Raw genomic sequence first — 12,725 nt, 5'->3', positions numbered from 1 at the left:
GTCAATCCTGCCAGCGGGGCCCGGCCCGGTCGCCGTCAGCCCTGCAGGGCATCTTCGAGCTCCCGGACATGATCCTGGGTTTGTTGTAGCAACGGCCGAAGTGCCTCGGCCACATCCGGGAGGCCCAGGTCGTTGGCTTCGGCGACGCGCTTGCGGTAGCGGTCCAGCTGCCGGCGCTCCAGGTCGACGTCTGCCCTGAGTGCCGCGACACCGTCGGACACGTCAGGCACGTCCGGCACTTTGACGGTCGGCTTGCCACCGAGGAAGTCGATTTGCTGCGCGAGGATCTTTGCGTGCTCCAGTTCCTGCGACAGATGCGTGTCGATCTCTGCGGCGATCGAGTGGTACTCAGGCCCCTTGATCGTCGCAGCATGCTGGATGTACTGGACGATGGATTGATACTCGGTGCCGAGGTCCTCGTTGAGCGAGTCGATAAAGCTGCTTTTATCCATGCCGGCAGGTATCACCCGGCGCACTGCACCTGAAACCTGGCAGTGGGCCACAGCAAAGACTTGAAGGCGAACCACTACGTTCGAGGTATTGCGTCTGAGCCGCCATGCGGCTCGGACTGCCCAGCAAAGGTGCTGGTTGGATCTCATTCCGTAACGAGCGCACAAGGGAGACGACGTGGGCAAGAAGGCGGTCATGCCCGAATCCGACCGCGCGTGGATGATTGACACGCTGCTGGCTCTTCTGCAAACGCCGAGCCCCTCGGGGCGCACCGACGTCGTGATGCAGGTCATAGGCGACATATTCAACGACTTCGGCGTGCCGTTTTCGCTGACTCGCCGCGGCGCGTTGATCGCCGAACTTCCAGGTAAATCGCAGACCACCGACCGCGCTGTGGTCGTGCACGCCGACACGATCGGTTGCATGGTCCGCGGTCTCAAGGACAACGGTCGGCTCGAGTTGATTCCGGTCGGAACCTTCTCGGCACGATTCGCCACGGGCGCCCGCGTGCGCATCTTCAGCGACGATCCGGACGAATTCATCACCGGCACGGTGCTTCCGCTCAAGGCCAGCGGCCATGCCTTCGGCGACGAGATCGACACCCAACCCACTGGCTGGGAGCACGTGGAGGTTCGCATCGACCGGAAGGTTTCGTCACGCGAGGACTTGGTTCGACTCGGGATCGCGGTCGGTGACTTCGTCGCGTTGATCACCAGCCCGGAACTTGCCGCCGATGGCTTCATCGTTTCGCGTCACCTCGACGGCAAAGCGGGAGTCGCGGTTGCGCTGACACTGGCCCGCAGCTTCGCCGAAAAGAAGGTCGTGCTGCCGCATCGGACCACGATCATGGTGACGATCACCGAGGAAGTCGGGCACGGCGCCAGCGACGGGCTGCCGGCCGACGTCGCCGAACTGGTCTCGGTCGACAACGCCGTATGCGCTCCGGGTCAACACTCCATCGAGGATGGCGTGACGATCCCGATGGCCGACCTGCACGGCCCATTCGACTATCACCTCACCCGAAAGCTGTGCCGCCTGGCCGAGGAGCAGAAGATTCCGTACGCGCGAGACGTGTTCCGGTACTACCGATCGGACGCGGCCGCGGCCATCGAGGCGGGCGCGGGTACCCGCGCGGCGCTGGTCGGCTTCGGCCTGGACGGTAGCCACGGTTGGGAACGCACCCACATCGAGTCGCTCGAGGCGACCTACAACCTGCTGCATGCCTGGCTGCAGACACCGCTGACCTTCGCGAAGTGGGACGCTCACCCCTCTGGCAAGTTGCGCGACTTTCCGTCGTCGCAACAGCCGGCGCCCAGCGAGCAATGGGTGCCGTTGGCCCGCGGTGAACATGGCGACCCGGGCGACGTATCCCCGGGCTCGCACTGGCCGCCATCCGACGTGCCCTGACCTCCGCTAAGTGCTTAGCTGCGTCCCGGGACGCCGCCGTCGACGACCTTCACAGGCTTGTTCGGAAAGCGCTTCTCGGCGTACGCCTTTGCTTTCGAGTTTGGTAGGACATAAAGCGTTTCGCGTTTGTCCTGCAAGGGTTTCAGGACTCTGTTCATGAATTCTTTCCGGTCGTCGAGATAGGGCTCGATGACCTCCTCGCCGGCCGGGCACACAGCGAGGCAATACGCCGCCTTATAGTTCGGCTTGAAGGACAAGCTCTGCCACATCGAGGCGTTCTCGGAATCGCTTACCCGTGAACGGAAGTCGCTCGCGTCGGAGCTGTCCGCGATTGTTTGGACCCAATCGGTGAAGCCGCCCATGAACTCCCGGTAGTTGTGGGTCGAGCACGCGAAGAAATCGAATTCCCCGTCCTTGCCGATCGCGCCGACCGGACAGGCCGCAACGCACAACTTGCATTCCAGGCAGGGGGAGTAGTCCAGTGGCTGCCCGTAGGAGCTGATGTCGGCGTCGACGAGGATCGTGCCGAGCAAGATGAAGTTGCCGAACCGCGGGTGAATAACGTTGCGGTGTATACCCATGACGCCAAGGCCCGAGGCGACCGCGACCGGTTTGTGCGCGACCACCCAGATCCGTCCCGGGAAGCGGTCCATTTCCATGGGAAACGTCGCGGATGGGTTGAGTGCTCGGTATCGGCGATCCTCCAATGCGCGGGTGATCTCGCGGGCGGCCTCGTTGAGGATCTCGCCGCTGCGATGAAACTCCTGATTGGCCACGCTGCGCGCCGGTGACCGCACGTTCTCCCGGTTCATCTTGACTACCAGCGAAATGTAGCTGCGCGTACCGGGCAGCGCTTGCTGCACGTGCGGTATCTCGGAGGCCAATTCGGGATTGTCCACCGAGGCGAATGCGACGTCATCGGCCCCGGCAGCCAGACAGATCGACCTGAGCCACTCGGCGTCGATCACGTCGGTGCGTGCTTGCCGATCGGTCCGATCGGCAAGCACTTTCTGGACAGTCGGGTGCTCGGCGAGACGCCGCGGAACCTGTGGTGTCACCCTAGATATAGTAGACTATACTCAGACTCGGTGTCCAGTCAGGATCTTTCCGCTGACGGAATCTTGTTACGTGGCAACGGATCACGCTGCGCTTCACCGGTGGTCAAGCCGATATTCACGAAAAGTCCACTTGCGCAGAGGGGCCTGGATTGTGGCCGTGGTTTGCACGAAGATGAAGTCATGCGTATTGGGCTTGCGGTCGTGTACTCGGCGGTGTTCTTCGCAGTTGCCGCGCCGGCGCACGCCGACCCTGACCCCGACGCGCGCTTCCTGCGTGGGCTCACCAATGCCGGGATCACATACCACAGCGCGCCGGACGCCGAGGCGATCGGACATCAGGTGTGCACGTTGATGGACCAGGGCGCCAGGGAAGGCGATGTCATCACCGCAATGACGGAGCAGAATGCCGGGTTCAGCAACGACTCGGCGACGAAATTCGCCAAGGTCGCAGAGGCCGTCTACTGCCCGGCACACATCGGTGGAGCACCGAACCCGCCGCCGCAGTGGTCCCCGCCCATCGACTTTCCGCTGCCGCCACTTCCCGCAGCGTTGTGAGCCTATGACGGTACTTGCCTGAGCCCACGGGGCCACCGTGCCGGCGCCGTCGGAGCCGATCGATTTTCCGGTGCTCAGCTGAGCGGGCGGCGATAATCGGTCGGCAAGCGCAAAGGAAAGTAGACGATGACCCGTAACAATCCGCTCGCATTGTCGGTGCTGACCGCGAGCGTGCTCGTGCTCGCAGGTTGCTCACACCCGCCGGGACCCACTGCGCCGCGCGCCGCCGCAGATCCGAATCCGCCGACCACGATGACGGTTGCGGCCAACCCGAAGACGCCCGAGGGCGCACAGCCGCGCCTGGCGTCTAGTCCCGCGCAGCTAGCCGACGATCTGGTCGCCGACGAGCACGCCCTGCGCGACCCGTCGACGGGGGAGTCGGGACTGGTCGCTGCGGCACACCGCCAGCAGGCCGCGTACCGCGCCATCGGACTACACCCTGATTGGGATCCTGCGGTGAGGCCGCGCATTCCCAGTGGATTACTCGACACCTACGACCGCAACGTCGACGCCCGCCGGGCGCTCAACGCCATCACCCCGGCACGTACCACGCTGCCGGCGTGGCACATCGTGCCGCCGGCTCCGGCGGATCAACTTCTCGGCTTCTATCACCAGGCGGAGTCGGAAACGGGGGTCGCGTGGAATTTTCTGGCCGCGATCAACCTGGTCGAGACGCGGCTGGGCAGTATCGACGGCGTCAGCACCGCCGACGCGCAGGGACCCATGCAGTTTCTGCCCGCTACGTTCGCTGCCTACGGCCAGGGCGGCGATATCCATTCGCCGCACGACAGCATCCTCGCGGCGGGCCGCTATCTGGCGGCCAACAACTTCGCCAGCGACCACGATCACGCGATCTACCGGTACAACCACTCGAGCGATTACGTGCGTGCGGTCAACCAATACGCGGCGCTGATCGGTGGTGATCCCGCGGCATTTGCCGGGTACTACCGCTGGGACGTCTATTGCCGAACGACGAGCGGTGATGTGCTACTGCCCATCGGTTACGCTGCGGCGTCACCGATTCCGGTCGCCGGCTACCTCGCAACCCATCCGCAGTGATTCAAGCGTTTGCGTTGACGAGATCTTCGGTCAGGGCCTCGTCAGTGAGCTCTTCCAACTCGCGGCCCTTTGTTTCCGGCCCGAGCAGATAACCGATGACCGTCAGTACCCACAACCCGGCCAGCGCCAGGTAGGGCGTCTGCAGTCCGTACCGGGTGATGCCCCAGCCGATGATCGTCGGCGCGGCGATGGACACCACCCGTCCGCCACCGACGGCGATTCCAAAACCGGTTCCGCGCAACACGGTTGGGAACAGCTCCGAAATATAGGTGTCTCCGACGCCCCACAGCCAGCCGAGAGTGGCGATCGCGACCGCACCGAAGACCTGGTAGTGAACCAGCGAGTCGGACGTGGCGGCGAAGATGGTGGCGGTCACCTCGATGACGGCCGCCAGGATTGCCGAAGGCCGGCGGCCTATCCAGTCGGCGAGTGCGGTCCCGACGTAAGCGAAGACGGCCTGCAGCACGAAGAACACCAGCGCATAGCGAATCGCCTGAATCGGCGTCGCATGAAAGCGTTTCACGATGTAGGTGGTCAAAAACAGCGTCATGCCCCAATAGCCGACAGCGTTGGCGGTGTAGATCAGCCACCCGGCGACCAGCCGCCGCCGCACACCTGGCAAGTGCCATAGCCGCGGTTTGCTGGTGGCGCGCGCACGGACGTCGACGTATCGGTGTGACTCGGTGATGCCTTGTCGCACCAAGAACAGCAAGACCGCGGGGACAATTGCCACGATGAAGGCCGATTGCCAGCCGAACCGCGGCACAAGCGCCAGCGCGACGCCCGCGGCCAGCACATAGCCCAGGGAGAACAGCGAGAAAATCACGCCGCCAACACCGATCGCACGGGTCTTGGCAGGCCATACCTCGGCGGTGTACGGCGCCCCGACGGCGAGCTCACCGGCCCCGCCGACACCGGTCAAGAAACGCAAACCGGTGAACGCGGCGATATTGGTGGTCAGCCCGGCCAAAGCAGTTGTCACGCCGTACAGCAGGATCGACGCGCCCAACGTGGCCTTGCGGCCCCATCGGTCGGCCGCGAGGCCGAATCCGATCGTCCCGATTGTGTATCCGAGCAAAAAGATCGAACCGATATACCCGGCCTGGGCATCGGTGATGTGCAGCGTCCGTTTGATCTCGGGCAGAACCAGTCCGTAGATGTTGACGGCGTAGGAGTCGAAGCCGTAGCCCAAACCCGCGGTCACGGCGACGAAGACCGCTTGCTTGACCGTGGCGGGCGCAGTGTTGGGGGTCTGAGTCGGGGCGGTACCGACCGTAGAAGTCACGGCGCGACGGTATGCAGACGCTCGACGACTGCAGAAGCATCACAATCGTGGTGATCCCAACAGCTGCGAATCGTCCACGGTGACCGGCGCCCACAACCAACTACCCTGGCCGGAATGATCGACACGTCCGCGGCGGATCTGCGCGAGCAACTGGACGGGCTGACGCTTCGTGACGCGGCACGCTTCGGCAGACGGCTCAAGCACCTGCGCGGCGCCGACGCGAAAAAACTAGGACAACTCGCCGATCAGATCGCCGCGGCCCGAGCAGTGCTCGTTGCCCGGCAGGCCGCCGTCCCGGCAATCTCGTTTCCCGACCTTCCCATCAGCGCCCGGCGTCAGGAAATAGCTGACGTCATCCAGGCGAATCAAGTGGTCGTGATTGCCGGCGAGACCGGCTCGGGAAAGACCACACAGTTGCCGAAGATCTGTCTGGACATCGGTCGTGGCGTGCGCGGGATGATCGGGCACACCCAGCCGCGCCGACTCGCCGCGCGTACGGTGGCGCAACGTATCGCCGACGAGCTGGGTAGCCCGCTCGGTGAAACCGTCGGTTACACAGTTCGATTCAACGATCGCGCCGGTGATCGCACTTTGATCAAGCTGATGACCGACGGCATTCTGCTCGCCGAGATACAGCGCGACCGTCGGCTGTTGCGCTACGACACCCTGATCATCGACGAAGCGCACGAGCGCAGCCTCAATGTCGATTTCCTGCTTGGCTATCTGCACGAGCTTTTGCCGCGCCGTCCGGACCTCAAAGTCATCGTCACGTCGGCGACCATCGAGCCTGCGCGGTTCGCCGCCCATTTCGGTGGAGCGCCGGTCGTCGAAGTGTCCGGTCGGACCTACCCCGTCGAAATACGCTATCGACCGCTAGAAGTCCCGGTTTCGATTGCCGCACATGATGATCCAGACGATCCCGACGACGAGGTGGTCCGGACCGAGACCCGTGACGAAGTCGAGGCGATCGTCGACGCTATTCACGAGCTCGAGTGGGAACCGCCGGGCGACGTGTTGGTGTTCCTGTCCGGGGAGCGCGAGATCCGGGACACCGCTGAAGCGTTGAGTGGCCTGAGGCACACGGAAGTGCTTCCGCTGTATGCGCGGCTACCCACCGCCGAACAGCAGAAGGTGTTCGCGCCACACACCGGACGCCGCGTGGTACTGGCGACAAATGTCGCCGAGACATCCCTGACCGTGCCGGGAATTCGATACGTCGTCGATCCGGGAAGCGCCCGCGTCTCGCGCTACAGCCGTCGATTGAAGGTGCAGCGGCTGCCGATCGAACCGATCTCGCAGGCCTCGGCCGATCAACGCGCCGGCCGCTGTGGCCGGGTCGCGCCGGGAGTGTGCATTCGGTTGTACTCCGAAGCAGACTACGAAACCCGGCCGCGCTACACCGATCCCGAGATCCTTCGAACGAACCTGGCGGCGGTGCTTCTGCAGATGGCAGCGCTGGAACTGGGCGATGTGGAGAAGTTCCCGTTCCTGGATCCACCGGACCGACGCAGTGTTCGCGATGGTGTGCAACTTCTGCAGGAACTCGGCGCGTTCGACAGCGCCGGCGACATCACCGATCTTGGACGTCGAGTGGCGCGGTTACCGGTCGACCCCAGGCTGGCACGGATGATCGTGGCCGCCGAGGCTGAAGCCTGCGTGCGCGAGATGCTGGTGATTGCGGCCGCGCTGACGATTCCTGATCCGCGGGAACGGCCCGCCGAGCGCGAAGAGGCGGCGCGCCAACGCCATGCCCGGTTCATTGACGAACAGTCCGACTTCATGTCCTACCTCAACCTCTGGCGCTACCTGCGTGAGCAGCGAAACAATCTGTCCGGCAGTGCGTTTCGGCGGATGTGCCGCAACGAATTCCTGCACTACCTGCGTATTCGCGAATGGCAGGATCTGGTCGGCCAGCTCCGCAGCATCGCCCGCGACATCGGGATCGTCGAATCGGACGAGCCGGCTGACGCCGCCCGCGTGCATGCGGCGTTGCTGGCCGGATTGCTGTCGCACATAGGCATGCGCCGAGAGGACGCGAGTGAGTACCTGGGCGCGCGTAATTCGCGGTTCGTCCTCGCGCCGGGGTCAGCGCTGAGCAAGCGGCCGCCTCGGTGGGTGGTGGTCGCTGAACTCGTCGAGACGAGTCGCCTGTTCGGGCGGACGGCGGCGCGCATCCAGCCCGAGGTTGTCGAGCGTGTCGCGGGTGACCTGGTGCAGCGCACCTACAGCGAACCACACTGGGATGCCAAGCGGGGCGAGGTGATGGCCTACGAGCGAGTGACGTTGTACGGTTTGCCACTGGTCGCGCGTCGCCGCGTCGGGTACGGCCGGATCGAACCGGCGTTGGCACGCGAGATGTTCATCAGACATGCCCTTGTCGAGGGCGACTGGCAGACGCGTCATCACTTCTTTCGCGACAACGCCGCGCTCCGAGCCGAACTCGAGGAACTCGAGGAGCGGGCCCGCCGGCGGGATCTGCTCGTCAGCGACGACGAGGTCTTCGCCCTTTACGACAGCCGCATTCCCGCCGAGATCGTCTCCGCGCGGCATTTCGACGGCTGGTGGCGAAAACAACGCCACGCCACACCGGCGCTGCTGACCTTCACCCGCAACGACTTGCTGCGCGCCGAGGACACCGGCGACGCCGAGCGACCGGATACGTGGCAGAGCGGCGACGTCAGATTGCCGCTTACCTACCGGTTCGAGCCGGGAGCCGCAGACGACGGCGTCACCGTCCATGTTCCGATCGATGTGCTGGCACGTCTGGGCGGGGATGAGTTCGCTTGGCAGGTGCCGGCTTTGCGTGAAGAGCTAGTCACCGCCCTGATCAAGTCGCTACCGAAGGACTTGCGGCGCAACTTCGTTCCGGCTCCCGATACCGCCCGGGCAGTACTGGCCGGGATCGCGGCCGAGGGGGGACCGCTGCTTCCGGCTCTGCAACGGGAATTGCGCCGTCGCACGGGTGTTTTGGTGCCAATTGAGGCGTTCGATCTGGAGAAGCTGCCGGCGCACCTGCGGGTCACGTTCGCCGTCGAGTCGTCTGACGGCGCGGAAGTCGCACGCGGAAAGGATCTTGGCGCGCTTCAGCAGCGACTGGCGGCTCCTGCCCGGCGCGCGGTCGCCGAGGTCGTCGCCAGCAACCTGGAACGCACCGGCGTACGACGCTGGCCCGAGGATGTCGATGAATTGCCCCGCACGGTCGAGAGCACTGTCGAGGGACGGACGGTCCGAGGCTTTCCCTCTTTCGTTGACGCGGGTGACGCCGTCAATCTACGGGTGTTCGCGACGTCCGGCGAGCAGGCTGGCGCGATGCGGCCCGGCATTCGTCGGCTGATCAGGCTCACTGTGCCGTCCCCGGTGAAAACCATTGAGCGACAACTCGACCCACGAACTCGACTGACTCTGGGCATCAATCCGGATGGCTCGCTGTCCGCGCTGCTGGAAGACTGTGCCGATGCCGCGGTCGACGTGCTTGTCACCCAACCGGTGTGGACGCGAGAGGACTTCGATGCACTGCGTCACCGTGTCGCCACGGAACTGGTGTCAGTCACGAATACCGTTGTGGCGCGTGCTAGGAAGGCACTGGCCGCGGCGCACGACGTCGAATCGGCGCTGCCCGCGCGACCTCAGTCGGCGCAGCTCGACGCGATCGCCGATATTCGTGCTCAATTGCAGCGGCTGATCCCGCCACGGTTCGTGACCCTCACCGGGGCAAGCCGTCTCGAAGACCTCGCCCGTTATTTGACCGCGGCGCGGCGGCGGCTGGATCAGTTGCCGCGGGCGGGCAACGCTGACCGCGAGCGGATGGCGCGGGTGCACGCGGTGCAACACGCCTACGGCGAACTGGTCGACGCCCTGCCGACGCCGCGCAGAACAGCGACGGATGTCACCGACATTGGATGGCAGATTGAAGAGTTGCGGGTGAGCCTGTGGGCCCAACAGCTCGGCACACCGAGACCGGTCAGCGAGCAGCGAATCTACCGAGCAATCGACGCCGCGGCGCAGGCAGTGTGACGCGGGCAGCTGCGCGTTTTAGCCCGTCAGCTTCCGGCGGTCAGAATCTTGATCGCGAAGATCAGGCTGTCGCCCTTCTGGATGCCCGCCTGCGGCTGGCCCTCGGGATAGCCGTCCGCAGGACTCATCGCGACGGCGACAGTCGAGCCGACCTTCTGCCCGGCGATCGCCTTCTGAAAGCCGGGCACAACTCCGTCGAGCGAGAACTGTGCCGGAGTACCGCGCTCGTAGGCGCTGTCGAAGATCTTGCCGTCGCGCCCGTCGACGCCCATGTAACAGACCGTCACGGTGGCAGTCGGCGCCACCACCGCCCCGTCGCCGGGGTGCAGGGTGTGGACCTGGGTCTCCGTCACGCTGAACGGTTGCGTCACGTTGATCAGCGGTGCCGCCTTGTCGGTCGAGCCCGTGATTGCGGCGCTTCCGGTCGCTCCGCTGACGGTCCACTCCGGCGCTGTGCCCTCAGCGGGCGCCTGGGTCGGGCACCCGCTGTCGGGGGTGGCGGAGGGTGACTCGGCCGCTGTCATCGCGGGCGCGCTGGCCGGTCCGGTGGACGTGCTCGGCGACGAAGCCGGTTTGTGGGAGCTGCAAGCTGAGAGTGACAGCACCGCCGACGTAGCGCAGGCGGCGAGACCGGCCGAAAGATACGCGCGCTTGAGATTCACGATCGGCCACGTTACATCCGCATCCGTGGTGACCCTGCCACTGGCGTGCGATTTCGATGGTCCGGCTATTGCGGACGTGTACGGTGCGGTGCGTACAGAAAGGTGTTCACGCGGTTGTGGGTGTCTCAATGAACGGACGCGACGGCTTCGCGGTGGTTCGCCGAAGCGAGGGTGACGCGGTGGTGCTGTCGGTGACCGGCGCCGTCGACGAGGTCACTGCCCCGTCGCTAGCCACGCATCTCGACGTGGTGTTGACGGCCCAGCCGCCAGTGCTGGTCGTCGATCTCACGGCCGTAGAGTTCATGTCCTCGGCCGGCATGAACCTTCTGCTCGAAACGCAACGCTTGACGGCACCCACACCCACCACAATGCGGGTCGCCGCCGCCGGCACCGCAACCAGCCGGCCGATGCGCATCATCGGTCTCGACCGGATCCTCGAACTTTATTCGACGGTGGGCGACGCTTTGCGCGGGCAACAGGACTGAGTGACGCGACGAATTCGGCTCCGCAACAAGGACCTTCGTATCTACCGGCGGGCGCGGAATGAAGGCCACGCCTCGGTGCACAGAAATTCCTTCGAATGGCTATGTGAATGCGCGGAAGTCGGCGCTAGGGTTCCTACATGCCGTTGATCGACCGCGATGGCCGAACCGCTCGCCAAAGTGTTAGCCGACTTCTGAGCAGACGGGTTCGTGACAGCGAACTGGCCGCCGCCCTCGGCTTGACGCTGAGTACCTACAGCAGACGAAAAGACAAGCCGGACTTTCCTACCTACGCCGAGCTGCGTCGGATCGCCCATCGGCTCGGCGTCGACGAGACCGTGCTGCTGGTCGATTTCGGCCACGTCGATGTTGCGAGTCTGAATGATGAACTCCGGCAACGCTACGACGCCTACCGCAGAGCCATTGACGTCATTACATCGATGCGCAGGGACCCGGGCCGAGGCGAGAGCGAAGCTGCAACGGAACCTGCATAGCCGGAGGTTTCGAACGTCTGTGCGACGGTTATTCCGTCCCCGGAGGTGATCGCGATGAGCGACGAGACACAGCAGGCGCCCAACGAGACGGCGGAGAAAGATCCCGCCGATTGGGTGACGGGGGACGAGCCCATGACAGGACCGCAGCGAAGCTATCTGCACACTCTCAGCCAGGAAGCCGGGCGCGAGGTGCCCGACAACCTAACCAAGGCCGAAGCGTCGAACCTCATTGATGAGCTCCAACAGAGCACCGGGCGCGGTGGCAACTGACGAGGGCCACTACGTCGTCATCGACGGACGCAAGTGGCGCGCCACCGATCCGTTGATTCCCGCGGCGCGGCGCACCGAACTCGTGCAGGTGTTGATGGCGTGGCGCCGAGAAGTGCGCCGCGTCAAGGGAACACCGGCGGAGTCGATAGCTCGGGCGGGCGTCGATGCCGCGAAGGTCGCACTCGGGGAACGCGGCCAACCGCCGTGGTGGGAGCAGACCGAACGCCAACGCCGAACCCGTTGGGAGGCCGACGTTGCCAGACCCGGCTGAGCACGCAACAGCCCGCAGCCGTTGAGATTTCTCGCATCACAGCGCCTGCGGGTCGGAGCGAACCCGTTACCCCTTCCACACCACCTTGTCGTTTCCGCCTGCGTCGCGGTACACGACGCTGTCGGGCGCCGTACCGTTGCGTACGTCGAAGTAGATACGGCCACTGGTTTGGGCGCCCGGCGCAATCGGGGCGTTGGGCAGGCCGTCGGTCTCGTTGCCCTTCATGGTCGCGTAGGTGGAACTATTGGCTGCCCGGGCATTGAAGTCAGCGATGTTGGGGGTGGGGTTGCCGCTCACACCTCGTGCCGTGACGTCGGAATACCAGATGCCGTCGTTGTGACCGCTGGGCTGCAGGTCGCTTACCGTGTAATTGATCGAGCCGCCGATTGTGGGTATTTCTTGGCCTTGCCCGAATGTGACGGCCGTTGGGTCGGCGTAGGCCGGTGTTGCCACCAGGATTCCGGCCGCTGTCATTGCAGCAACGGCTGCTGTCGTTTTCATCGTTGAGAACGCCACGTCAAACTCCCTCCGCGATACTTGTGAAATGCAGAAGTCCGCGCCTTCTGTCGGATGACGGGTGTCCAAAGCCGGCAATCTTAAACCTGTGAAAACGGCGGCTCTTTATTCGACAAGTGCCTATTTGACCAGTAGCCGGACGGCGGGTCGGAACTGTGAGAACTCGACGGTCCGGCGTGCCTGAGCCAATATCTGCCAATTC

Annotated in this window: 13 protein-coding genes; 8 read left to right on the top strand and 5 right to left on the bottom strand. The window is 64.6% G+C overall.

Features of this window, described 5'->3' with window-relative positions; translation table 11 throughout:
• Positions 1-35 precede the first annotated feature (35 nt).
• The gene (locus tag MKK62_RS21840; protein WP_240263748.1) at positions 36-527 is read right to left on the bottom strand and encodes a ferritin-like domain-containing protein; all 492 of its coding nucleotides are present in this window, start codon (positions 525-527) and stop codon (positions 36-38) included.
• A 100-nt stretch (positions 528-627) separates the two neighbouring features.
• Here MKK62_RS21840 and MKK62_RS21835 point away from each other — a divergent pair, with 100 nt between their 5' ends.
• A complete protein-coding gene (locus tag MKK62_RS21835) occupies positions 628-1,857 on the top strand; it encodes an osmoprotectant NAGGN system M42 family peptidase (protein ID WP_240263749.1) in 1,230 nt (409 codons plus the stop codon).
• A 14-nt stretch (positions 1,858-1,871) separates the two neighbouring features.
• Here the strand turns inward: MKK62_RS21835 and MKK62_RS21830 are convergent, their stop codons facing one another.
• A complete protein-coding gene (locus tag MKK62_RS21830; RefSeq protein WP_240263750.1) occupies positions 1,872-2,915 on the bottom strand; it encodes an epoxyqueuosine reductase in 1,044 nt (347 codons plus the stop codon).
• Positions 2,916-3,095: 180 nt separating this feature from the next.
• Between MKK62_RS21830 and MKK62_RS21825 the strand changes: the two genes are divergently transcribed.
• Together MKK62_RS21825 and MKK62_RS21820 are read left to right on the top strand one after the other, a co-directional pair.
• Complete coding sequence (locus MKK62_RS21825; RefSeq protein ID WP_240263751.1) at positions 3,096-3,470, top strand: DUF732 domain-containing protein; 375 nt, start codon at positions 3,096-3,098, stop codon at positions 3,468-3,470.
• A gap of 126 nt (positions 3,471-3,596) precedes the next feature.
• A complete protein-coding gene (locus MKK62_RS21820; RefSeq protein WP_240263752.1) occupies positions 3,597-4,529 on the top strand; it encodes a lytic transglycosylase domain-containing protein in 933 nt (310 codons plus the stop codon).
• A 1-nt stretch (position 4,530) separates the two neighbouring features.
• Here MKK62_RS21820 and MKK62_RS21815 read toward each other — a convergent pair whose 3' ends face one another.
• Positions 4,531-5,814, bottom strand: coding sequence for an MFS transporter (locus MKK62_RS21815; RefSeq protein WP_240263753.1), 1,284 nt, complete (start codon positions 5,812-5,814; stop codon positions 4,531-4,533).
• 114 nt (positions 5,815-5,928) lie between these two features.
• Here MKK62_RS21815 and hrpA point away from each other — a divergent pair, with 114 nt between their 5' ends.
• Positions 5,929-9,828: an ATP-dependent RNA helicase HrpA gene (gene hrpA, locus MKK62_RS21810; protein WP_240263754.1), complete on the top strand. Its 3,900-nt coding sequence runs from the start codon at positions 5,929-5,931 to the stop codon at positions 9,826-9,828.
• A 26-nt stretch (positions 9,829-9,854) separates the two neighbouring features.
• Here the strand turns inward: hrpA and MKK62_RS21805 are convergent, their stop codons facing one another.
• Positions 9,855-10,490: an FKBP-type peptidyl-prolyl cis-trans isomerase gene (locus tag MKK62_RS21805; protein WP_240263755.1), complete on the bottom strand. Its 636-nt coding sequence runs from the start codon at positions 10,488-10,490 to the stop codon at positions 9,855-9,857.
• Between the two features lie 128 nt (positions 10,491-10,618).
• Here MKK62_RS21805 and MKK62_RS21800 point away from each other — a divergent pair, with 128 nt between their 5' ends.
• The 4 genes from MKK62_RS21800 to MKK62_RS21785 all read left to right on the top strand — a co-directional run bounded on the left by MKK62_RS21800 (position 10,619) and on the right by MKK62_RS21785 (position 12,007).
• Complete coding sequence (locus MKK62_RS21800; protein WP_240263756.1) at positions 10,619-10,975, top strand: STAS domain-containing protein; 357 nt, start codon at positions 10,619-10,621, stop codon at positions 10,973-10,975.
• Positions 10,976-11,112: 137 nt separating this feature from the next.
• The gene (locus MKK62_RS21795) at positions 11,113-11,466 is read left to right on the top strand and encodes a hypothetical protein (protein WP_240263757.1); all 354 of its coding nucleotides are present in this window, start codon (positions 11,113-11,115) and stop codon (positions 11,464-11,466) included.
• A 54-nt stretch (positions 11,467-11,520) separates the two neighbouring features.
• Positions 11,521-11,736, top strand: coding sequence for a DUF3072 domain-containing protein (locus MKK62_RS21790; protein WP_240263758.1), 216 nt, complete (start codon positions 11,521-11,523; stop codon positions 11,734-11,736).
• Positions 11,699-12,007 (top strand): hypothetical protein, encoded by a 309-nt coding sequence (locus MKK62_RS21785; RefSeq protein WP_240263759.1) that lies wholly within the window; start codon positions 11,699-11,701, stop codon positions 12,005-12,007. The genes MKK62_RS21790 and MKK62_RS21785 overlap by 38 nt, the downstream gene beginning before the upstream one ends.
• Before the next feature lie 66 nt (positions 12,008-12,073).
• On the opposite strand, the gene MKK62_RS21780 is transcribed toward MKK62_RS21785, so the two are convergent.
• Positions 12,074-12,523: a DUF1942 domain-containing protein gene (locus tag MKK62_RS21780; protein WP_240263760.1), complete on the bottom strand. Its 450-nt coding sequence runs from the start codon at positions 12,521-12,523 to the stop codon at positions 12,074-12,076.
• Positions 12,524-12,725 lie beyond the last annotated feature (202 nt).

This window comes from Mycobacterium paraterrae (assembly GCF_022430545.2).
Taxonomy (GTDB): domain Bacteria; phylum Actinomycetota; class Actinomycetes; order Mycobacteriales; family Mycobacteriaceae; genus Mycobacterium; species Mycobacterium paraterrae.
This window is presented reverse-complemented; position numbering and strand designations above follow the sequence as displayed.